This is a genomic window from Jeotgalibaca dankookensis (genome assembly GCF_002005405.1).
GTDB classification, from domain to species: domain Bacteria; phylum Bacillota; class Bacilli; order Lactobacillales; family Aerococcaceae; genus Jeotgalibaca; species Jeotgalibaca dankookensis.
In genome coordinates this window covers 1,464,846-1,486,566 of sequence record NZ_CP019728.1, presented here as the reverse complement: position 1 = coordinate 1,486,566, position 21,721 = coordinate 1,464,846, and the positions used below count along the sequence as shown (strand labels likewise).

The following is a 21,721-nucleotide window of genomic DNA, read 5'->3' as shown; positions in this document are numbered from 1 at the left end:
GAATATAAATATGTTAAAAAAAGGGATACCCTTTATAGGAGGAAAAAATGACAGATTATTTAGTAAAAGGGTTGGCTTACGATAGTCAATTCCGTGTATATGCAGTAGATGCTACTCAAACAGTTGCTGAAGCGCAACGACGTCACGATACTTGGAGTGCTTCTTCAGCAGCACTTGGAAGAGCGATGGTAGGAACACTCCTTATCGCAACAACTGGGTTAAAAAATGATGATAAAATGACCGTTATGATTAACGGGAATGGATTAGGCGGTAGAATCGTGGCAGGAGCTAATGGCCAAGGAGACGTGCGTGCTTATATCCAAAACCCAAATGTTAGCTTACCTTTAAATGAAAATGGCAAGTTAGATGTTCGGGCGGTTGTTGGAACGGAAGGAACGTTGTCGGTTATTAAAGACTTAGGGTTAAAAGAACCCTTTACTGGGCAAGTCCCACTTGTAAGTGGGGAGTTAGGAGAAGATTTTACTTATTATATGGTAAACTCCGAACAAATTCCTTCAGCGGTTGGCTTGAGCGTCTTGGTGGATACGGATGACTCCATCAAAGTAGCCGGTGGTTTTATGATTCAAGTCTTACCTGGCGCAACGGATGCAGCCATTAGTCAAATCGAGAAAAACATAGCAGATTTACCGCTTGTGTCACGATTTATGGAAGATGGCGCAAAACCTGAAGATGTTTTAATAAAAATACTAGGTAAAGATAATGTGCGTTTTATTGAAAAAATGCCCGTTCAATTCAAATGTGACTGTTCTCGCGAACGCTTTAAAGACGGACTTGCGGCAATTGGTCGAGAAGAACTCCAAACGATTATTGAAGAAGATCACGGAGCGGAAGTTGTTTGTCATTTCTGTGAGAACAAATACTACTATGATGAAGCAGAACTAACCGAATTATTAGCAAAAATATAAAAAATGCAATGGACGTCTTGCAATTTCACGTGTTTCTTGGCAATATAGGGAAGACAGTATAGTAGATATAACAAGAACGGAGTGACCGCATTGAGTCAAGAAAATCATCATGAAGAAATGAATGACCAATTGATCATTCGCCGTGAGAAGATGCAACAATTACGCGATGAGGGTAAGGATCCATTTAGTAATGGATTTAAACGAACCCATTTGTCTGCTGAATTGCATACAGCCTACGATGAATTGACAAAAGAGGAAATTGAAGAAAAGCATGTAGAAGTAGCGATTGCGGGACGAATTGTTACAAAGCGCGGAAAAGGGAAAGTCGGTTTTGCACATTTACAAGACAGCCAAGGCCGTATTCAAATTTATGTGCGAAAAGATGCTGTTGGTGAAGAAGATTACAACCTATTTGATCATGCTGACCTAGGTGATATTGTAGGAGTTGTCGGTTCGGTTATGAAAACTAACACAGGGGAAGTAACAGTAAAACCAAGCCAATTTGTTCACTTAACCAAAGCGTTACGTCCCTTGCCAGACAAATTCCACGGGTTGACAAATGTGGAACAGAAATATCGTCAACGTTATTTAGATTTAATCAGTAATCAAGATAGTTTTGAACGCTTTGTAACTCGTAGTCGGGTTGTTTCTGAAGTTCGTCACTATCTAAACGACAGAGGATACTTAGAAGTGGAAACGCCCGTCCTACATAATTTAGCCGGTGGTGCAACTGCAAAACCTTTTGTGACTCATCACAATGCACTGGATATGGAACTGTACATGCGTATTGCTTTAGAGCTTCACTTGAAACGTCTAGTCATTGGTGGCATGGAGAAAGTTTATGAAATTGGTCGTGTCTTCCGTAATGAGGGAATTGATACCACACACAATCCGGAGTTCACTATGATAGAAGTTTATACCGCTTATACCGATTATTATGATGTCATGGAATTGGTTGAAGGTATCTTCCAATATGTTACCGAGAAAGTAAAAGGAACAACTGCCATTACATATGCAGGTACAGAATTAAATATGGCTGGACCGTACGCTCGTATTCATATGGTAGATGCGATTAAAGAAAAAACAGGTGTTGATTTCTGGCAAGAAATGTCAGACGAAGAAGCACGTGCTATCGCTCACGAACATAATGTTCCGATAACGGAGCATATGACATATGGTCATGTGGTGAATGAGTTCTTTGAAATGTTTGTAGAGGATGAATTGGTTCAACCAACCTTTATCTATGGCCACCCAACCGCTATTTCTCCACTTGCGCGTAAAAATGAAAAAGATCCGCGGTTCACCGATCGTTTTGAGTTTTTCGTTGTAGGTAAAGAGTATGCGAATGCTTTTACTGAGTTAACTGATCCAATTGATCAACGCGAACGGTTTGAAGCACAAGCTGTAGAGAAGGAACAGGGAAATGAAGAAGCACATGGTGTGGATGAAGACTTTATCGAAGCGCTAGAACATGGTATGCCGCCAACAGGTGGATTGGGAATTGGTATTGACCGGATGGTGATGCTATTAACAGATAGCCAATCGATTCGCGATATCTTACTCTTCCCAACTATGCGAAACATAGAAGAATAAGTGTAGATAAAAAAAGATGATAAAAAAATCATCTTTTTTTATTTTAGTGTTGACGGATTAAAATAAGCATGGTACTATTACAAAGGTGAATTTGTGCACAGTTTCCTGAAAAAGAAATTCAGTCGTTCTGGCTGGTTGCATACCTTTACACACCAAATTAAAATCGAATTTTGTTCGATTATTTATTTTTCGACAAATAAGGACCACCTGGATGTGTGGACCAAGAAAATTATGAAATGAGGAAGGAGGAAACAAAATGCCTACAATTAATCAATTAGTTCGCAAACCTCGTAAATCTACTGTTCAAAAATCCGATACTCCTGCTTTAGGAAGAGGATATAACAGTGCTAAAAAAGAAGTAACATATACAAACTCACCTCAAAAACGTGGTGTTTGTACGCGTGTTGGAACAATGACTCCTAAAAAACCTAACTCGGCTTTGCGTAAATATGCGCGTGTGCGTTTATCAAACCTTTTGGAAGTAACAGCTTATATTCCAGGTATTGGTCATAACTTACAAGAACATAGCGTGGTACTTATTCGCGGTGGACGTGTAAAAGACTTACCAGGGGTACGTTACCATATCGTACGTGGTGCTTTGGATACAGCTGGTGTAAATGGCCGTATGCAATCACGTTCAAAATACGGTGCTAAAAAACCTAAAGCAAGTAAAAAATAATCACATATAAAACATTCTCTAGGAAGGAGGAGTCAGTATGCCTCGTAAAGGTCCAGTCGCTAAACGTGAAGTTATGCCAGACCCAATTTACAATTCTAAATTGGTTACTCGCACAATCAACCGCCTAATGGTTGATGGAAAACGCGGAAAAGCAGCAACTATTTTATATAATGCATTTGACATCATCAAAGATTCAACTGGTAATGAACCAATTGAAGTTTACGAACAAGCAATGAAAAATATCATGCCTGTTCTAGAAGTAAAAGCTCGTCGTGTAGGGGGTTCTAACTATCAAGTGCCGGTCGAAGTTCGTCCAGAACGTCGTACAGCCTTAGCACTTCGTTGGCTAGTAAACTACTCTCGTCTACGTGGTGAAGATACCATGGAAGAAAGATTAGCTAAAGAAATCATGGATGCAGCAAACAACACAGGTGCATCTGTTCGTAAACGCGAAGATGTACACAAAATGGCAGATGCCAACAGAGCGTTCGCTCACTATCGTTGGTAATCACTTTTTTAACTATATCTTTTATGAATTAACAAATAATAAACTGAAAGAGGTGTACGACGCACATGGGAAAAAGAGAATTCTCTCTAACTAACACGAGAAATATCGGAATCATGGCTCATATTGACGCTGGTAAAACAACGACAACTGAACGTATCCTTTATTACACTGGTCGAATCCATAAAATTGGTGAAACTCACGATGGTGGGGCACAAATGGACTGGATGGCACAAGAGCAAGAACGTGGAATTACGATTACTTCCGCAGCTACAACTGCACAGTGGAAAGGTCACCGCGTAAATATCATTGATACTCCGGGTCACGTTGACTTTACAGTCGAAGTGGAACGTTCTCTACGTGTGCTAGACGGCGCTGTTGCATTGTTAGATGCTCAATCAGGTGTTGAGCCTCAAACTGAAACAGTTTGGCGTCAAGCAACAACATACGGTGTTCCTCGTATTGTTCTAATCAACAAAATGGACAAAATAGGTGCTGACTTCTTGTATTCAAACAGTACGCTTCATGACCGCCTTGATGCTAATGCTCACCCAATCCAATTACCAATTGGATCTGAAGATAACTTCACTGGGATCATTGACTTGGTACAAATGAAAGCAGAAATTTATGATTCAGAAGACGGTAGGGAATACCATGAAGAAGATATTCCAGCGGAGTACTTAGAAATTGCAGAAGAGTGGAATACAAAATTAATTGAAGCTGTTGCGGAAACAGACGAAGAAATGATGATGAAATACCTTGAAGGTGAAGAAATCACTATTGATGAATTAAAAGCTGGTATCCGTCGCGCAACAGTTAACGTAGAATTCTTCCCTGTACTTTGTGCTTCAGCATTTAAAAATAAAGGTGTTCAATTGGCTCTAGATGCTGTTATTGATTACCTACCAGCACCAACTGATGTTGCTGCTATTACAGGTATTATTCCTGAAACAGACGAAGAAGTTGCGGTTCCATCAGATGATGATGAGCCATTTGCAGCACTTGCATTTAAAGTTATGACTGACCCGTTTGTTGGTCGTTTAACATTCTTCCGTGTCTATTCTGGAACATTACAATCTGGTTCTTATGTCTATAATGCTACAAAAGGTAAACGTGAGCGTGTAGGACGTATCCTACAAATGCATGCGAACAGCCGAAGCGAAATTCCTGAGGTATTCTCTGGAGATATCGCTGCAGCAGTTGGATTGAAAGATACCGGTACAGGGGATACGCTATGTGACGAAAAACGTCATATCATCCTTGAAACAATGGAATTCCCAGAACCAGTTATCGAAGTTGCAATTGAGCCTAAATCAAAAGCAGACCAAGACAAAATGGGCGTAGCATTACAAAAACTATCTGAAGAAGATCCAACCTTCCGTGCACATACAAACGTAGAAACAGGTCAAACTGTTATTGCCGGTATGGGAGAGTTGCATTTGGATATCATCGTTGACCGTATGCTACGTGAGTTTAAGGTAGAAGCTTCTGTAGGTGCTCCACAAGTTTCATATCGTGAAGCATTCCGTAAGACTGTTCAAGCTGAAGGTAAATTCGTTCGTCAATCAGGTGGTAAAGGACAATTCGGACACGTTTGGATTGAATTTTCACCTAACGAAGAAGGCGCTGGCTTTGAATTCGAAAATGCAATCGTTGGTGGGGTTGTTCCTCGTGAATACGTCCCAGCAGTTGAAGCAGGTTTGAAAGACTCAATGGAAAATGGTGTTCTTGCTGGATATCCATTAGTTGACGTAAAAGCGAAGCTATATGATGGTTCTTACCATGATGTTGACTCGTCTGAAACAGCATTTAAGGTTGCTGCTTCTCTAGCATTGCGTAATGCTGCTAAGAAAGCTGACCCTGCTATTTTAGAACCGATGATGGCTGTAGAAATTACAGTTCCTGAAGAATATTTAGGAGATGTAATGGGACACGTAAGTGCACGTCGCGGACGTATCGAAGGTACAACTGCTCGTGGTAACGCACAAATCGTTAAAGGAAGTATTCCTTTATCAGAAATGTTTGGTTACGCAACAACAATTCGTTCAGCTACACAAGGACGCGGAACCTTTACAATGACATTTGATCATTACGAAGCAGTTCCAAAATCAATTCAAGAAGAAATCATTGAAAAAAGCGGTAAAAATGCTTAATCATTGTTTCTAATAAAAGATTGAAATATTGCAATTTGATGTCGCGGTCAGTATACTTTATAGTGATAGGCGACTCGAATTTGCAGTAGTCTATAAAATAAAACACATACTTATATTAGGAGGAAATTAATAATGGCTAAAGAAAAATTCGACCGTTCAAAACCCCATGTTAACGTTGGGACTATTGGACACGTTGACCACGGTAAAACAACTCTAACAGCAGCAATCACAACAGTTTTGGCTAAAAACTACGGTGGAGCAGCAGTTGACTACGCATCAGTAGATAACGCTCCAGAAGAAAGAGAACGTGGAATTACAATTAACACTTCTCACGTAGAATACGAAACACCTGCTCGTCACTATGCTCACGTGGACTGCCCAGGTCACGCGGACTACGTTAAGAACATGATTACTGGTGCTGCACAAATGGACGGCGCTATCTTAGTTGTATCTGCAGCTGATGGTCCAATGCCACAAACTCGTGAACATATCCTATTGTCACGTAACGTTGGTGTTCCATACATCGTTGTTTTCTTGAACAAAATGGACATGGTTGACGACGAAGAATTGCTTGAATTAGTAGAAATGGAAGTTCGCGATCTATTATCTGACTACGACTTCCCTGGTGATGACACTCCAGTTATTGCTGGTTCTGCATTGAAAGCTCTAGAAGGCGTTGAAGAATACGAAGCTAAAATCCTAGAATTGATGGAAGCTGTTGATACATACATTCCAAACCCAGTTCGTGATACAGACAAACCATTCATGATGCCAGTTGAGGACGTATTCTCAATTACTGGTCGTGGTACTGTAGCAACAGGACGTGTAGAACGTGGACAAATCAAAGTCGGAGACGAAGTTGAAATTGTTGGTATCGAAGAAGACGTTAAAAAATCTACTGTAACTGGTGTAGAAATGTTCCGTAAATTGTTGGATTACGCTGAAGCTGGCGACAACATTGGTGCATTGCTACGTGGTGTTCAACGTGATGACATTCAACGTGGACAAGTACTTGCTAAACCAGGTACAATCACACCGCATACTAAATTTACAGCTGAAGTTTATGTACTATCTAAAGAAGAAGGCGGACGTCATACTCCATTCTTCTCAAACTACCGCCCACAATTCTATTTCCGTACAACTGACGTAACTGGTGTTGTTGAGTTACCAGAAGGCGTGGAAATGGTTATGCCTGGCGATAACGTAAAAATGCAAGTTGAATTAATTCACCCAATCGCTATTGAAGACGGAACTCGTTTCTCAGTTCGTGAAGGTGGACGTACAGTAGGATCCGGCGTTGTTTCTACTATCGACGGCTAATTAATACGAATTTAAACAGATAGAGAGTACGCTCTCTATCTGTTTTTTTATGTTGTAAAACAACTATAAAAAAGTCCCATAAATATCATTTCTACTATATAAAGAGGCATATAAAATTAATTAAACATTTATAAATAAAAAGACTTGCAAAAGTATTCAATACCCTGTATACTAATCAAGTGTGAAATTACGAAAGTAACAAACACAAGTGGTCTCAGCTTTTGGGACTCTAGCTAAGAAACGAGAGGTTGCGACACGCCCGGACGCTTTGCCACGGAGGGCGAGGCCGGTTAAATTTTCGTGGAGCTAGTCTTATGATTTACATATGACGAAGGAGGGAAATAACATGGCAAAACAAAAAATTCGTATTCGCTTAAAAGCTTACGAACACCGCGCACTAGATCAATCAGCAGACAAGATTGTGGAAACGGCTAAAAGAACAGGAGCTTCTGTTTCAGGTCCAATTCCATTGCCTACTGAAAGAGAATTGTATACAGTGATTCGTTCACCACATAAATATAAAGATTCACGTGAGCAATTCGAGATTCTAACGCACAAACGTTTGATTGATATCATCAACCCAACAAGTAAAACCGTTGATGCATTGATGAAACTAGATTTACCATCTGGCGTAGACATCGAAATCAAACTATAGTTTATGATTAACCCAAAATTTTAAAAAACTAAAAACAACGGAGGTGTTACCATGACCAAAGGAATCTTAGGCAAAAAAGTAGGTATGACGCAATTCTTTACTGAAAATGGTGAACTAGTACCAGTAACAGTGATCGAAGCTACTCCAAACGTAGTTCTACAAGTTAAAACAGTAGAAACTGATGGATACGAAGCAATTCAATTAGGTTACCAAGATAAACGTGAAGTTTTGACAAACAAACCTGCTAAAGGTCATGCAGCAAAAGCAAAAACTGCCCCTAAGCGCTTCATTAAGGAATTCAAAGATGTTGAGCTGGGAGAGTACGAAGTAGGAAAAGAAATTACAGTAGATGTATTTCAAGCAGGAGACATCATTGATGTCACTGGTACATCTAAAGGACACGGTTACCAAGGCGTAATTAAACGTCATGGCCAATCTCGTGGACCAGAAACACACGGTTCTCGTTACCACCGTCGCCCTGGTTCAATGGGTGGCGCATCTGATCCATCACGCGTTTTCAAAGGGAAAAAGCTTGCTGGTCAAATGGGTGGCGATCGTACAACGATTCAAAACTTAGAAATTGTTAAAGTAGATGTAGAGAACAACGTAATCCTTATTAAAGGAAACGTACCTGGATCTAAAAAATCACTAATCGAAATTCGTTCAGCTCATAAAGCTGCTAAATAAATATTCTAGAAAGGAGGAGCGAGAAATATGCCTAACGTAAGTTTATTTAAACAAGATGGTACAACAAATGGTGAGGTAACATTAAACGAAGATATCTTCGGTATCGAACCAAACGAAAGCGTCATTTTTGATGCAATTATTATGCAACGTGCTTCATTAAGACAAGGAACACACGCAGTTAAAAACCGTAGCGCCGTACGCGGTGGTGGTCGTAAACCATGGCGTCAAAAAGGAACAGGTCGTGCACGTCAAGGATCTATCCGTTCACCACAATGGGTTGGCGGTGGCGTTGTCTTCGGACCAACACCTCGTTCTTACCAATATAAATTAAACAAAAAAGTTCGTCGTTTAGCTCTTAAATCAGCACTTTCACAAAAAGTTGCTGAAGGAAACTTGATTGTATTGGATCAATTAACTTTCGACGCACCAAAAACAAAAGAATTTGCAAAAGTGTTAACGAACTTAAATGTTGACTCCAAAGTATTAGTAGTTATGGATACGGATAACGACTTCGCAACATTGTCAGCACGTAACCTACCTAATGTTACTGTATTGGGAGAAAACGGTCTGAATGTATTAGATATTGTATCTAACAACAAACTAGTTCTAACACAAGCTGCTCTTTCTAAGGTAGAGGAGGCTCTTCAATAATGGAATTACACGATATCATTTTACGTCCCGTAATTACTGAAGCTTCCATGCTTGTAATGGACGATAAAAAATATACCTTCGAAGTAAACGTTCGTGCGAACAAAACTCACGTGAAACAAGCAGTTGAAAAAGTGTTTGGAGTAGAAGTTGAGAAAGTTAACATTATGAATGTACGCGGCAAATTGAAACGTATGGGCAGACATCAAGGCTATACAAAGAAACGTCGTAAAGCAATCGTGACTTTGACTGAAAGTTCAAAAGGAATCGAACTATTCGACGAAGAATAAGAACTATTTAATTACCTACATTAATACATAGGAGGGAAAACAACGTGGCGATTAAGAAATACAAACCTACCACAAACGGCCGTCGTAATATGACAGGTTCTGATTTCGCAGAAATTACGAAAACAACACCTGAAAAAACTTTGTTAGAAAAAAATAACAAACATGCCGGTCGTAATAACCAAGGTAAAATCACTGTCCGTCACCAAGCTGGTGGACATAAACGCTCGTACCGTATTATCGATTTCAAACGTAACACTGACGGAGTAGTCGGAACTGTTGCGTCTGTTGAATACGATCCAAACCGTACAGCTAATATCGCATTAATTCATTACTCAAACGGTGTTAAAACATATATCATTGCACCTAAAGGGATTCAAGTTGGTCAAAAAATCGAATCAGGGGAAAATGTTGATATCAAAGTAGGGAATGCATTACCATTGGTAAATATTCCAGTTGGTACTTTCATTCACAACATTGAAATGAAACCTGGTAAAGGTGGACAATTGATTCGTTCAGCTGGTACTTCAGCACAAGTTTTAGGACAAGAAGAAAAATACACACTCGTTCGTTTGAATTCAGGCGAAGTACGTATGATTTTTTCAGCTTGTCGTGCTACAATTGGTACAGTTGGTAACGAACAACACGAATTAATCAACATTGGTAAAGCAGGACGTAACCGTTGGTTAGGTAAAAGACCTACTGTACGTGGATCTGTTATGAACCCGAATGATCACCCACACGGTGGTGGTGAAGGTAAAGCACCAATCGGACTTACATCTCCAAGATCTCCATGGGGCAAACCTACAATTGGTATGAAGACTCGTAATAAAAAAGCTAAGTCAAGCAAGCTAATTGTTCGTGGACGTAAAAAATAAATCGTAACTTGATATGAAATGAAGAGATTTGGAAGGAGGCTTCACCATGAGTCGTAGCTTGAAAAAAGGACCTTTCGCTGATGAGCATCTTATGAAAAAAGTTGAAGTGGCAAGAAAGAGCGAGAAGAAACAAGTTGTTAAAACTTGGTCACGTCGTTCAACAATCTTCCCACAATTCATTGGCCTAACAATCGCAGTATATGATGGAAGAAAACACGTTCCAGTTTATATCCAAGAGGATATGGTTGGACACAAATTGGGAGAATTCGCTCCTACAAGAACATATCGTGGACATGCATCAACCGATAAGAAAACAGGACGTCGTTAATTACGAGGGGAGGAATAAACATGGCAGAACAAATCACAGCTGCAAGAGCAACTGCTAATACTGTTCGCATCGCACCTCGTAAGGTTCGACTAGTAGTGGATCTTATCAGAGGGAAAAGTATTGGAGAAGCAATTTCTATTTTAAAATTGACACCACGTGGTGCTTCACCAGTAGTGGAAAAAGTTTTAATGTCAGCTATTGCAAACGCAGAACATAATTATGATTTAGATATTGAAAACTTGGTAGTAAGTGAAGCTTATGTTAACGAGGGTGCAACTATGAAACGTTTCCGCCCACGTGCAAAAGGTTCAGCTTCACCAATCATGAAACGTACGAGCCACATTACAGTTGTGGTATCAGAAAAGAAGGAGGGATAATCTGTGGGTCAAAAAATTAATCCAATCGGAATGCGTATAGGCATTATTCGTGACTGGGATGCAAAATGGTACGCAGAGAAAGACTTCGCTAATTTCTTACATGAAGACTTGAAAATTCGTGAATATATTGCTAAAAACCTTAGCGAATCTTCAGTTTCACGTGTTGAAATTGAACGTGCTGCTAACCGTGTTAACATTTCTATTCACACTGCTAAGCCAGGTATGGTTATTGGTAAAGGTGGATCTGAAGTTGAAAAACTACGTAAAAACCTTAACGCTCTAACTAACAAACGTGTTCATATTAATATTGTTGAAATTAAAAGAGCAGATTTGGACGCTAAACTTGTTGCAGAAGGAATTGCAAAACAACTTGAAAGTCGTGTTGCTTTCCGTCGTGCACAAAAACAAGCAATCCAACGTACAATGCGTTCAGGCGCTAAAGGTATCAAAACAATGGTATCAGGTCGTTTAAATGGAGCGGACATGGCTCGTAAAGAGGTTCACTCTGAAGGATCAGTTCCGTTGCATACATTACGTGCAGATATTGACTATGCATGGGAAGAAGCAGATACTACTTACGGAAAAATCGGCGTTAAAGTCTGGATTTATCGTGGAGAGGTATTACCAGCTCGTAAAGAAACACAGAAAGGAGGGAAATAATCAATGTTAGTACCTAAACGTGTAAAACACCGTCGTGAATTCCGTGGAAAAATGCGCGGAGAAGCAAAAGGTGGTAAAGAAGTTGCTTTTGGTGAGTACGGTTTACAAGCAGTAGGTTCAAGTTGGATCACAAACCGTCAGATTGAAGCAGCTCGTATTGCAATGACTCGTTACATGAAACGTGGTGGGAAAGTTTGGATTAAAATCTTCCCTCACAAATCTTATACATCTAAAGCTATTGGTGTTCGTATGGGTAAAGGTAAAGGTGCTCCAGAAGGTTGGGTTTCCCCTGTTAAACGTGGTAAAATCATGTTTGAAGTTGGCGGCGTTTCTGAAGAAGTAGCACGTGAAGCTTTACGTTTGGCATCACATAAATTGCCAATTAAAACAAAAATAGTAAAACGTACAGAAATTGGTGGTGAATCGAATGAAGGCTAATGAAATCAAAGAATTATCCACTGCTGAAATGATTGAAAAAGAAGCATCTTTCAAGGAAGAGCTTTTCAATCTACGATTCCAACTTGCTACGGGGCAACTTGAAAATACTGCCCGACTAAAAGAAGTTCGCAAATCAATTGCGCGCATTAAAACAGTTTTGCGTCAGCAAGAATTGCAAAATCAGTAATTCAGCAAAGGAGGAGACTAATAAATGACTGAAGAACGTAATCAACGTAAAGTCTACCAAGGTAAAGTTGTTTCCGATAAGATGGACAAAACAATTGTTGTAGAAGTATCTACATACAAAAACCATCCTACATACGGTAAACGTGTGCGCTATTCTAAAAAGTTTAAAGCACATGATGAAAACAACCAAGCTAAAATGGGTGACGTTGTAAAAATTATGGAAACTCGTCCGTTGTCCGCAACTAAACACTTCCGTTTGCTGGATATCGTAGAAGAATCTGTAATTATCTAATTTAAATTTGAAGTAATCCCTAATCCGGAAGGAGGAAACTGAAGTGATCCAAACAGAATCTCGTTTAAAAGTTGCCGATAACTCTGGTGCTAGAGAAGTTCTTGCAATCAAGGTATTGGGTGGCTCTGGACGTAAGTATGCTAATATTGGCGACGTTATTGTTGCATCAGTTAAACAAGCTACACCCGGTGGTGTTGTCAAAAAAGGTGAAATTGTTAAAGCTGTTATTGTTCGTACAAAATCAGGTGCTCATCGTAAAGATGGTTCATACATAAAATTCGATGAAAATGCATGTGTGATTATCCGTGACGACAAAAGCCCACGTGGAACACGTATCTTTGGACCAGTTGCTCGTGAATTACGCGATAGTAACTACATGAAGATTGTTTCCCTTGCTCCAGAAGTATTGTAATAAACCGTATTATTGAAGGAGGTGCAACAACTTATGCACGTAAAAGTTGGCGATAAAGTCAAAGTTATTACTGGAAAAGATAAAGGCAAAGAAGGCGTAATCCTTAAAACGTTGCCTAAAAAAGACCGTGTCATCGTAGAAGGCATCAACATAGTTAAGAAGCACCGTAAAGCTTCTCAAACAAACGCAACTGGCGGTATTCTTGAAGAAGAAGCTTCCGTTCACGTTTCAAACGTGATGCTAATCGATCCTAAAACTGGTGAACCAACAAAAGTGGGTTACAAAGTTGAAGACGGTAAAAAAGTCCGCTTTGCTAAGAAGACCGGCGAAGTTATCGGCTAATTATTTAAGAAGGGAGGATTTCGTTAAATGAACCGTTTGAAAGAAAAATACACTAAAGAAATTACACCATCAATGATGGAAAAATTTGGTTATACTTCAATCATGCAAGTACCTAAAGTTGATAAAATTGTTATTAACATGGGTGTTGGTGAAGCTGTTTCAAATGCTAAATCATTGGAAAAAGCTGTTGAAGAATTAACTTTGATCTCAGGTCAAAAACCAATTATCACATACGCAAAAAAATCAATCGCTGCATATCGTCTACGTGAAGGTATGGCTATCGGAACAAAAGTAACCCTACGTGGCGAAAGAATGTACGACTTCTTAGACAAACTAGTTACAGTTTCACTACCACGTGTGCGTGACTTCCGTGGTATCAGCAAGCGTTCCTTCGATGGACGTGGAAACTATACACTAGGTGTTAAAGAACAATTGATTTTCCCTGAAGTTGACTATGATAGAGTTGACAAAGTGCGCGGTATGGATATTGTTATTGTTACAACTGCAAACACAGATGAAGAATCAAAAGAAATGCTAACGCAATTAGGAATGCCATTCCAAAAATAATCGAAGGGAGCAATGTAAATGGCTAAAAAATCTATGGTCGCAAAAAGTGAACGCCCTGCTAAATTTTCTACTCAAGAACATTCACGTTGCCAACGTTGTGGACGACCACGTTCTGTTTACCGTAAGTTCAAATTGTGCCGTATTTGTTTGCGAGAACTAGCTTACAAAGGTCAAATCCCTGGTATGAAGAAAGCAAGCTGGTAATCAGCGATAACCCGTAAGAAGGAGGTAAAAGTTAATGGTTATGACAGATCCAATCGCAGATTTCCTTACTCGTATTCGTAATGCTAACATGGTTCGCCATGCGAGTCTTGAGGTACCTGCTTCTAACATGAAGTTGGAAATCGCAAAAATCCTTAAAAATGAAGGATTTATCAAAAACTACGATGTCATCGAAGATGACAAACAAAATGTTATTCGTGTATTCATGAAATATGGTGCAGATAACGAACGCGTTATTACTGGACTAAAACGTATTTCTAAACCAGGTTTGCGTGTATTCGCTAAAGCTGGCGATGTTCCGCGCGTATTAAACGGACTTGGAATCGCAATTGTATCAACATCTGAAGGTGTTTTTACAGACAAAGAAGCAAGAGCTAAAAACATTGGTGGAGAAGTATTGGCTTACGTTTGGTAATCCAATCTGATCCCATAAAAAAACAAGGAGGTGCAGCCCTGTGAGTCGTATTGGTAATAAACTAGTAGAAATCCCAGCTGGCGTAACCGTAACTCAAGATGGAAACACGATTGTTGTTAAAGGCCCTAAAGGCGAATTAACTCAAACATTCAGTGACTTGATTACAATTAATATTGAAGATAATATTGTAACTTTTACTCGTCCTAACGAAGAAAAGTTCACAAAGTCACTTCACGGAACAGTCCGTGCCCTATTTAACAATATGGTAGTAGGTGTTTCAGAAGGATTTAAGAAAGAACTAGACTTAGTTGGGGTTGGTTACCGTGCTCAATTACAAGGTAAAAAACTTGTATTGAACGTTGGTTACTCTCATCCCGTTGAATTTACTCCAGAAGAAGATGTACTTGTGGAAGTACCTTCAAACACTAAAATTGTTATTTCTGGCGTAAACAAAGAAAAAGTTGGCGCTCTAGCAGCTAACGTTCGTGGCGTACGTCCACCAGAGCCATATAAAGGCAAAGGGATTAAGTATGTTGACGAAATTATCCGCCGCAAAGAAGGTAAAACTGGTAAATAATTTCCAGTTATTATTTTTTGCAGCCTAAAAATTAAAATTAAAGAGGTGACAATTGTGATTACGAAACCAGATAAAAATAAAGTACGTCTATCTAGACATGCTCGTGTAAGAAGAAAAATTTCTGGTACTGCTTTGTGCCCACGCTTGAACGTATTCCGTTCTAATAAACACATCTACGCTCAATTAATTGATGACGTAGCGGGTGTGACGCTAGCAAGTGCCTCTAGTAAATTAGATGTAAAAGAAAATGGTACAAAAATAGAAGATGCAGCAGTTGTAGGTAAAGTTATTGCTGAACGCGCGAAGGAAAAAGGACTTGGAAAAGTTGTCTTTGACCGCGGTGGCTATCTATACCACGGCCGTGTACAAGCATTGGCTGAAGCTGCACGTGAAAACGGACTAGATTTCTAAGAAAAGGAGGATACCCACACATGGTATACATTGACCCATCAAATTTAGATTTAGAAGATCGCGTTGTTGCGATTAACCGCGTTACTAAAGTTGTTAAAGGTGGACGTCGTTTACGTTTTTCTGCTTTAGTAGTAGTTGGTGACAAAAATGGCCACGTTGGTTTTGGAACAGGTAAAGCTGCAGAAGTTCCTGAAGCAATTCGTAAAGCAATCGAATCTGCTAAGAAAAACTTGATTGAAGTCCCTACAGTTGGAACAACAATTCCTCATGCATCTGTTGGACGTTTTAATGGCGGACACGTTCTGTTGAAGCCAGCTCTATCCGGTTCTGGGGTTTCTGCTGGAGGTCCTGTACGTGCTATTGTTGAATTAGCAGGTATTGCTGACATCACATCCAAATCTCTAGGATCAAGCACACCAATCAACATGGTTCGCGCTACTGTTGACGGTTTAACACAATTAAAAAGAGTTGAGGAAGTTGCTGCATTACGTGGCAAATCCGTAGACGAAATTACAGGTTAAGGGGGATACACATAATGGCAGAATTAAAGATCACTTTAAAGCGCAGCGTGATTGGACGTCCTCAAAACCAAAAAGATACTGCAAAGGCTCTTGGCCTAAACAAAATTGGCAAGTCTGTTGTGAAACCTGTCAACGACGCAATCACTGGCATGGTTAAAACAATTAGCCATTTAGTCGAAGTTGAAGAAGTAAAATAACCAAATCAATAATGAAGGAGGTGCCCAAGAAATATGAAACTTCATGAATTGCAACCCGCAGAAGGTTCTCGTAAAGTACGTAACCGCGTTGGCCGTGGCTCATCATCTGGTAATGGTAAAACATCCGGACGTGGACATAAAGGTCAAAAAGCTCGTTCAGGTGGTGGAGTAAGACTAGGTTTTGAAGGTGGACAACAACCATTGTTCCGTCGTATTCCAAAACGTGGATTTACAAATATCAATAATAAAGAGTACGCAGTAGTTAACTTAGAAACATTAAATCGTTTCGAAGAAGGTACAGAAGTTACTCCAGCATTGTTAGTTGAAACAGGCGTTGTCCGTGATGAAAAATCCGGCATCAAAATTTTAGCTAAAGGTGCAATTGAGAAAAAACTATCTGTTAAAGCACATCAATTTTCAGAAGCAGCAAAAGAAGCAATTCTGGCTGCAGGTGGAACTGTTGAGGTGATCTAATGTTTAAACTTCTGAAAACAGCATTTCAGACTAAGGACATTAGGAATAGAATATTCTTCACCTTGTCTATGTTAATTGTGTTTCGAATTGGAACGCATGTAACTGTGCCAGGTGTTGATGCAGGCGCCATTAAAAATCTAGCAACAACTGGATTGTTTAGTTTACTAAATACTTTCGGTGGTGGAGCACTTAGTCAGTACTCCATTTTTGCTCTAGGTGTCTCACCATACATTACTGCTTCTATCGTTGTTCAACTTCTCCAAATGGATATCATTCCTAAATTTACAGAATGGTCGAAACAAGGGGACGTGGGTAGAAGAAAGTTGAATCAAACAACGAAATACATGGCTGTAGTACTTGCCTTTCTACAATCTATCGGTATTTCCATTGGTTTCAATCAATTATCCAATTTGGGATTGATTCGAGATCCTGGACTGTCAACCTACCTCACTATCGCTTTGATAATGACTGCTGGTTCGATGTTTGTTATCTTTATTGGTGACTCCATCACGCAGCATGGAATTGGTAATGGGACTTCTCTCATCATCTTTTCTGGTATTGTGGCACGTATCCCGAGCGACTTGGTAACCTTTTATCAAGATCGATTTGTTGATGCAGGAGACCAGCTAACAACCAACATTATTTTTGCAGCAGCTTTGCTTGTTGCAATCATTATGCTCGTAATTTTCGTAGTGTTTATTCAACAAGCTGAACGTAGAATTCCGATTCAATATTCAAAAAGAGCAACTGGATCAAACCAGGCAGCACATTTACCATTAAAAATTAACTCTGCTGGAGTTATCCCGGTAATATTTGCCAGCTCATTCATGATGACGCCGCAAACAATCTTAGGTTTTTTTGCAGCTAGTTCGAGTGAAACAACATGGTACACCGTGTTAAATACTATATTTAACTTCCGTGAGCCTATTGGAGCTGTCATTTACACAATCTTAATTGTTGTCTTCACGTATTTTTATGCTTTGATTCAGATTAATCCTGAAAAAATGGCAGAAAATCTACAAAGATCAGGTGCTTACATTCCAAGTGTACGCCCCGGAAGAGAAACAGAAGATTATATTACAGGTATGCTGATGCGTTTAAGTACGGTCGGTGCCGTGTTTCTAGGCTTGATTGCCCTGTTGCCAATTGTAGCATCATCATTATGGAACCTTCCAGACACATTAGCTCTTGGAGGAACTAGTCTATTAATTGTAGTGGGTGTCGCTTTAGATACTGCACGACAAATTGAAGGACGATTGGTGAAACGCAATTATCAAGGATTTATTCAATAGTAAGCTGTGTGTGGGGTAATGCCCCACTACCACAACTTGCATTTGTATAAGGAGGCGAAGAGATGAAGAAGAACCTGATTATTACAGGACTTCCCGGAGCAGGGAAAGGAACACAAGCAGAGCGTATTGTTGCAAAATATGAAATCCCTCATATATCAACAGGTGATATGTTTCGTGCTGCTATAAAAAATGAAACGGCATTAGGAATGTCAGCTAAATCTTTTATGGATAAAGGTGAATTAGTTCCTGATGAAGTTACAAATGGTATTGTGAAGGAACGCTTGCAAGAAGCAGATACTATGAATGGCTTTTTACTTGATGGGTTCCCTAGAACAATGGATCAAGCGATTGCTTTAGATCAAATTATGACTGAATTAAATCGAGAGATTGACGCAGTCATTAACATTGATGTGAATCCTGAAGTATTAATGGCCCGCTTGACAGGTAGAATCATTTGCCGCAACTGTGGCGCTACTTATCACATTATAAATCACCCACCAAAAGTAGCAGGGGTATGTGATCGATGTGGCAGCACTGATTTGTACCAAAGAGAAGATGACAAACCTGAAACAGTGGAAAATCGTATTCGCATTAACCAAGAACAATCCGCACCCATTTTAGAATTTTATTCTAAAAAAGGATTACTCCATACTGTTGATGGTGAAATTGGAATTGATAACGTGTTTGTTGAGATCCAAGAAATCATTGAATAGACAAGAGTAAGGCGTGTTTTTGTTAAACATTATCTTTGCAATAGCTGTTTATTATGCTATAATATAGCAGTTAGTGTAAAATAAATGCAACGACAAGACATACTTAATCAGGTCAGCAGAATGTGAGGAGGTATAAAAATGGCGAAAGATGATGTCATTGAAATTGAAGGAATAGTCGCTGAAACTTTGCCAAATGCAATGTTTAAGGTTGAACTTGAAAACGGCCATATTGTGCTTGCACATGTGTCTGGAAAAATCCGGATGAACTACATCCGTATTCTGCCTGGAGATAAAGTAACGGTGGAATTATCCCCGTACGATCTTACACGCGGCCGTATCACATATCGTTTCAAATAATGCCACTCCATCATTTTAAAGGAGGAAATAAGAATGAAAGTTAGAGCATCAGTAAAGCCTATTTGTGAAAAATGTAAAGTCATTCGCAGAAACGGCCGTGTTATGGTGATTTGCGAAAATCCTAAACACAAACAACGCCAAGGATAATAACAAGGAGGTGCCATTCAATGGCTCGTATCGCTGGAGTAGATATTCCGCGTGACAAACGCATCGTTATCTCATTAACATATATTTTCGGAATCGGAAATACAACAGCTCAAAAAGTTTTGGCTGCTGCAGACGTTTCAGAAGAAACTCGTGTTCGTGACCTAACAAACGATGAATTAGATCGCATTCGTTCAGAAGTGGATAAACTAAAAATCGAAGGTGACTTACGTCGTGAAGTCAGCTTAAACATCAAACGTTTGATGGAAATCGGTTCTTATAGAGGTGTTCGTCACCGTCGTGGTTTGCCAGTTCGTGGACAAAACACAAAAAATAATGCACGTACCCGTAAAGGTCGCGCAAAAGCAATCGCTGGTAAGAAAAAATAAGAATAAGTGAAGGAGGTTAAAACTTCATGGCTAAAAAAGTATCACGCAAACGTCGTGTAAAAAAGAATATTGAGTCAGGTGTAGCACACATTCGTTCTACATTTAACAACACTATCGTTATGATTACTGACGTTCATGGAAATGCTATTTCATGGTCATCAGCAGGAGCGTTAGGCTTTAGAGGTTCTCGTAAATCTACACCATTTGCAGCACAAATGGCAGCAGAAGCAACAGCAAAAGTAGCAATGGAAAACGGAATGAAGACTGTAGAAGTTGCAGTTAAAGGTCCTGGTTCAGGACGTGAATCAGCAATCCGTGCTCTTCAAGCTGCAGGATTGGAAGTTACAGCTATTCGTGATGTTACTCCTATTCCTCACAATGGATGCCGTCCACCGAAACGTCGCCGGGTATAATTTTATCCAGATGGTATATCGAAATGGCCTCACTAGGATGAACGACCGTTTTGAAAGGGGTATATTGACATATGATCGAAATTGAAAAACCAAGAATTGAAACGATTGAGATCAGCGAAGATGCTACATTTGGCAAATTCGTTGTAGAACCACTTGAACGGGGATATGGGACAACGCTTGGTAACTCATTACGTCGTATTCTCTTGTCTTCTTTACCAGGTACTGCTGTATCTACCATTCAAATTGATGGTGTCCTGCATGAATATTCAGCAATTGAAGGTGTGTTAGAAGATGTTACACAAATCGTCTTAAACATAAAACAATTAGCTTTGAAATTCTTTACCTCAGAAGATAAGACAATTGAAATTGATGTAAAAGGTCCAGCAGTCGTAACTGCAGCGGATATCAATCACGATAGTGATATAGAAGTATTAAACCCTGATTTATACATTTGTACTGTAGCTGAAGGCGCACATTTTCATGTACGTATGGACGCGAAAAACGGTCGCGGTTATGTTCGTTCTGAACACAACAAAACAGAGAATATGCCAATTGGTGTTATCCCTGTAGATTCGATTTTCACGCCTGTTAAAAAGGTCAACTACCAAGTTGAGAATACACGTATTGGTCAACAAAACATGTATGACAAACTAACGTTAGATGTTTGGACAGATGGTTCCGTTAATCCGGAAGAAGCCCTCAGTCTAGCAGCTAAAATCCTTACAGAACATTTAAACATTTTCGTTAACCTTACTGATGAAGCTCGCAAGGTAGAGGTAATGGTTGAAAAAGAGGAAACTCAAAAAGAGAAAATGCTTGAAATGACTATCGAAGAACTCGATCTTTCTGTTCGTTCATACAACTGTTTGAAACGTGCAGGAATCAACACAATTCAAGAATTGACTGAAAAGTCAGAAGCAGAAATGATTAAAGTGCGTAATCTCGGACGTAAATCACTCGATGAAGTTAAAAATAAATTAACTGAATTAGATTTAGGTTTACGCCAAGAGGACTAGTACTGCAACAAAGGAGGATTACCAGAAATGGCTTATCGTAAATTAGGACGTACAAGTTCACAAAGAAAAGCTATGCTACGCGATTTAACTACTGATTTAATTATCAACGAACGTATCGTAACAACTGAAGCTCGCGCTAAAGAAGTTCGTAAAACAGTTGAAAAAATGATTACACTAGGTAAACGTGGCGACATCGCTTCTCGTCGTGCAGCAGCTAAATTTGTTCGCAACGAAATGGCAGATGTCCGTGAAGAAGACGAAGAAATCGTTGTTGAAAGTGCATTACAAAAACTTTTCAATGGCTTGGCAGAGCGTTATACTGACCGTCAAGGTGGATACACACGTATTCTTAAAACAGAAGCACGCCGCGGTGACGCAGCGCCAATGGTTATCATTGAATTCGTTTAATAATAAACATTTTCAGATGAAAAGAGCGTTATGATGATGACTTCTTCCGAAAGGTTGAGAATGTCGAGTCTAGCTCGTGGACCCTTACGAAAATTTTTGAATTTTCGTAAGCGGCTCACCATTTGATTGTGAGAAGAGATGGACAACAAGTTCAGCTCTATTTTTTTTTCTAACTATAATCTCCCGTTCAACGAGGTTAAAAGTGAGGCGAACGCCTCACTTTTTTTTGTGAATTTTTT

The 21,721-nt window shown here is 39.5% G+C and carries 35 protein-coding genes; all 35 read left to right on the top strand.

Features of this window, described 5'->3' with window-relative positions:
* Positions 1-47: 47 nt before the first annotated feature.
* A complete protein-coding gene (gene hslO, locus BW727_RS07345; protein ID WP_062470823.1) occupies positions 48-926 on the top strand; it encodes an Hsp33 family molecular chaperone HslO in 879 nt (292 codons plus the stop codon).
* A gap of 117 nt (positions 927-1,043) precedes the next feature.
* On the top strand, positions 1,044-2,519 hold the full coding sequence (gene lysS / locus BW727_RS07340; RefSeq protein ID WP_149025764.1) for a lysine--tRNA ligase: 1,476 nt from the start codon (positions 1,044-1,046) through the stop codon (positions 2,517-2,519).
* 256 nt (positions 2,520-2,775) lie between these two features.
* Positions 2,776-3,198 (top strand): 30S ribosomal protein S12, encoded by a 423-nt coding sequence (gene rpsL / locus BW727_RS07335; RefSeq protein WP_062470818.1) that lies wholly within the window; start codon positions 2,776-2,778, stop codon positions 3,196-3,198.
* 37 nt (positions 3,199-3,235) lie between these two features.
* Positions 3,236-3,706: a 30S ribosomal protein S7 gene (rpsG, locus tag BW727_RS07330; RefSeq protein ID WP_062470815.1), complete on the top strand. Its 471-nt coding sequence runs from the start codon at positions 3,236-3,238 to the stop codon at positions 3,704-3,706.
* Between the two features lie 65 nt (positions 3,707-3,771).
* Positions 3,772-5,856, top strand: coding sequence for an elongation factor G (gene fusA / locus BW727_RS07325; RefSeq protein ID WP_062470812.1), 2,085 nt, complete (start codon positions 3,772-3,774; stop codon positions 5,854-5,856).
* Positions 5,857-5,988: 132 nt separating this feature from the next.
* The gene (gene tuf, locus BW727_RS07320; protein WP_062470809.1) at positions 5,989-7,176 is read left to right on the top strand and encodes an elongation factor Tu; all 1,188 of its coding nucleotides are present in this window, start codon (positions 5,989-5,991) and stop codon (positions 7,174-7,176) included.
* A 346-nt stretch (positions 7,177-7,522) separates the two neighbouring features.
* Complete coding sequence (gene rpsJ, locus BW727_RS07315; RefSeq protein ID WP_062470805.1) at positions 7,523-7,831, top strand: 30S ribosomal protein S10; 309 nt, start codon at positions 7,523-7,525, stop codon at positions 7,829-7,831.
* A gap of 51 nt (positions 7,832-7,882) precedes the next feature.
* A complete protein-coding gene (rplC, locus tag BW727_RS07310; protein ID WP_062470802.1) occupies positions 7,883-8,518 on the top strand; it encodes a 50S ribosomal protein L3 in 636 nt (211 codons plus the stop codon).
* A gap of 27 nt (positions 8,519-8,545) precedes the next feature.
* A complete protein-coding gene (gene rplD, locus BW727_RS07305; RefSeq protein ID WP_062470799.1) occupies positions 8,546-9,169 on the top strand; it encodes a 50S ribosomal protein L4 in 624 nt (207 codons plus the stop codon).
* Positions 9,169-9,456 (top strand): 50S ribosomal protein L23, encoded by a 288-nt coding sequence (gene rplW / locus BW727_RS07300; protein WP_062470797.1) that lies wholly within the window; start codon positions 9,169-9,171, stop codon positions 9,454-9,456. The genes rplD and rplW overlap by 1 nt, the downstream gene beginning before the upstream one ends.
* 44 nt (positions 9,457-9,500) lie before the next feature.
* Positions 9,501-10,331: a 50S ribosomal protein L2 gene (gene rplB, locus BW727_RS07295; RefSeq protein WP_062470794.1), complete on the top strand. Its 831-nt coding sequence runs from the start codon at positions 9,501-9,503 to the stop codon at positions 10,329-10,331.
* Between the two features lie 46 nt (positions 10,332-10,377).
* Positions 10,378-10,659: a 30S ribosomal protein S19 gene (gene rpsS, locus BW727_RS07290; RefSeq protein WP_062470791.1), complete on the top strand. Its 282-nt coding sequence runs from the start codon at positions 10,378-10,380 to the stop codon at positions 10,657-10,659.
* 20 nt (positions 10,660-10,679) lie between these two features.
* Positions 10,680-11,036: a 50S ribosomal protein L22 gene (rplV, locus tag BW727_RS07285; RefSeq protein ID WP_062470788.1), complete on the top strand. Its 357-nt coding sequence runs from the start codon at positions 10,680-10,682 to the stop codon at positions 11,034-11,036.
* A 3-nt stretch (positions 11,037-11,039) separates the two neighbouring features.
* Positions 11,040-11,696 carry a 30S ribosomal protein S3 gene (gene rpsC, locus BW727_RS07280; RefSeq protein ID WP_062470785.1) on the top strand — a complete coding sequence of 219 codons (657 nt, stop codon included), beginning with the start codon at positions 11,040-11,042 and terminating at the stop codon, positions 11,694-11,696.
* A gap of 3 nt (positions 11,697-11,699) precedes the next feature.
* Positions 11,700-12,134 (top strand): 50S ribosomal protein L16, encoded by a 435-nt coding sequence (gene rplP / locus BW727_RS07275; RefSeq protein WP_062470782.1) that lies wholly within the window; start codon positions 11,700-11,702, stop codon positions 12,132-12,134.
* The gene (gene rpmC, locus BW727_RS07270) at positions 12,124-12,321 is read left to right on the top strand and encodes a 50S ribosomal protein L29 (RefSeq protein ID WP_062470770.1); all 198 of its coding nucleotides are present in this window, start codon (positions 12,124-12,126) and stop codon (positions 12,319-12,321) included. Before rplP ends, rpmC begins: the two co-directional genes overlap by 11 nt.
* 24 nt (positions 12,322-12,345) lie before the next feature.
* Complete coding sequence (gene rpsQ, locus BW727_RS07265) at positions 12,346-12,612, top strand: 30S ribosomal protein S17 (protein ID WP_062470763.1); 267 nt, start codon at positions 12,346-12,348, stop codon at positions 12,610-12,612.
* Positions 12,613-12,655: 43 nt separating this feature from the next.
* Complete coding sequence (gene rplN / locus BW727_RS07260; RefSeq protein WP_062470760.1) at positions 12,656-13,024, top strand: 50S ribosomal protein L14; 369 nt, start codon at positions 12,656-12,658, stop codon at positions 13,022-13,024.
* Between the two features lie 33 nt (positions 13,025-13,057).
* The gene (gene rplX / locus BW727_RS07255) at positions 13,058-13,366 is read left to right on the top strand and encodes a 50S ribosomal protein L24 (protein ID WP_062470757.1); all 309 of its coding nucleotides are present in this window, start codon (positions 13,058-13,060) and stop codon (positions 13,364-13,366) included.
* 27 nt (positions 13,367-13,393) lie between these two features.
* Positions 13,394-13,933, top strand: coding sequence for a 50S ribosomal protein L5 (rplE, locus tag BW727_RS07250; protein ID WP_062470754.1), 540 nt, complete (start codon positions 13,394-13,396; stop codon positions 13,931-13,933).
* A gap of 18 nt (positions 13,934-13,951) precedes the next feature.
* Positions 13,952-14,137 carry a type Z 30S ribosomal protein S14 gene (locus BW727_RS07245; RefSeq protein WP_062470751.1) on the top strand — a complete coding sequence of 62 codons (186 nt, stop codon included), beginning with the start codon at positions 13,952-13,954 and terminating at the stop codon, positions 14,135-14,137.
* A gap of 34 nt (positions 14,138-14,171) precedes the next feature.
* Positions 14,172-14,570 (top strand): 30S ribosomal protein S8, encoded by a 399-nt coding sequence (gene rpsH / locus BW727_RS07240; RefSeq protein ID WP_062470748.1) that lies wholly within the window; start codon positions 14,172-14,174, stop codon positions 14,568-14,570.
* 40 nt (positions 14,571-14,610) lie between these two features.
* Positions 14,611-15,147, top strand: coding sequence for a 50S ribosomal protein L6 (rplF, locus tag BW727_RS07235; RefSeq protein ID WP_062470745.1), 537 nt, complete (start codon positions 14,611-14,613; stop codon positions 15,145-15,147).
* Positions 15,148-15,201: 54 nt separating this feature from the next.
* Positions 15,202-15,558, top strand: a complete 357-nt coding sequence (gene rplR, locus BW727_RS07230) for a 50S ribosomal protein L18 (RefSeq protein WP_077795808.1) — start codon at positions 15,202-15,204, stop codon at positions 15,556-15,558.
* A 20-nt stretch (positions 15,559-15,578) separates the two neighbouring features.
* Positions 15,579-16,079, top strand: a complete 501-nt coding sequence (rpsE, locus tag BW727_RS07225) for a 30S ribosomal protein S5 (RefSeq protein WP_062470739.1) — start codon at positions 15,579-15,581, stop codon at positions 16,077-16,079.
* 14 nt (positions 16,080-16,093) lie between these two features.
* Positions 16,094-16,276, top strand: a complete 183-nt coding sequence (gene rpmD / locus BW727_RS07220; protein ID WP_062470736.1) for a 50S ribosomal protein L30 — start codon at positions 16,094-16,096, stop codon at positions 16,274-16,276.
* Positions 16,277-16,309: 33 nt separating this feature from the next.
* The gene (rplO, locus tag BW727_RS07215) at positions 16,310-16,750 is read left to right on the top strand and encodes a 50S ribosomal protein L15 (protein ID WP_062470733.1); all 441 of its coding nucleotides are present in this window, start codon (positions 16,310-16,312) and stop codon (positions 16,748-16,750) included.
* Positions 16,750-18,042, top strand: coding sequence for a preprotein translocase subunit SecY (secY, locus tag BW727_RS07210; RefSeq protein ID WP_062470728.1), 1,293 nt, complete (start codon positions 16,750-16,752; stop codon positions 18,040-18,042). Before rplO ends, secY begins: the two co-directional genes overlap by 1 nt.
* Positions 18,043-18,104: 62 nt before the next feature.
* Positions 18,105-18,755 carry an adenylate kinase gene (locus BW727_RS07205; RefSeq protein WP_062470722.1) on the top strand — a complete coding sequence of 217 codons (651 nt, stop codon included), beginning with the start codon at positions 18,105-18,107 and terminating at the stop codon, positions 18,753-18,755.
* A 138-nt stretch (positions 18,756-18,893) separates the two neighbouring features.
* Positions 18,894-19,112 (top strand): translation initiation factor IF-1, encoded by a 219-nt coding sequence (gene infA, locus BW727_RS07200; RefSeq protein WP_062470719.1) that lies wholly within the window; start codon positions 18,894-18,896, stop codon positions 19,110-19,112.
* 33 nt (positions 19,113-19,145) lie between these two features.
* Positions 19,146-19,259, top strand: coding sequence for a 50S ribosomal protein L36 (gene rpmJ, locus BW727_RS07195; RefSeq protein WP_062470716.1), 114 nt, complete (start codon positions 19,146-19,148; stop codon positions 19,257-19,259).
* A gap of 20 nt (positions 19,260-19,279) precedes the next feature.
* A complete protein-coding gene (rpsM, locus tag BW727_RS07190) occupies positions 19,280-19,645 on the top strand; it encodes a 30S ribosomal protein S13 (protein ID WP_062470713.1) in 366 nt (121 codons plus the stop codon).
* A 26-nt stretch (positions 19,646-19,671) separates the two neighbouring features.
* Positions 19,672-20,058: a 30S ribosomal protein S11 gene (gene rpsK, locus BW727_RS07185; RefSeq protein ID WP_062470710.1), complete on the top strand. Its 387-nt coding sequence runs from the start codon at positions 19,672-19,674 to the stop codon at positions 20,056-20,058.
* A 71-nt stretch (positions 20,059-20,129) separates the two neighbouring features.
* Positions 20,130-21,074, top strand: a complete 945-nt coding sequence (locus BW727_RS07180) for a DNA-directed RNA polymerase subunit alpha (protein WP_062470707.1) — start codon at positions 20,130-20,132, stop codon at positions 21,072-21,074.
* Between the two features lie 27 nt (positions 21,075-21,101).
* Positions 21,102-21,482 (top strand): 50S ribosomal protein L17, encoded by a 381-nt coding sequence (gene rplQ, locus BW727_RS07175; protein WP_062470704.1) that lies wholly within the window; start codon positions 21,102-21,104, stop codon positions 21,480-21,482.
* The last annotated feature ends 239 nt before the right edge of the window (positions 21,483-21,721 follow it).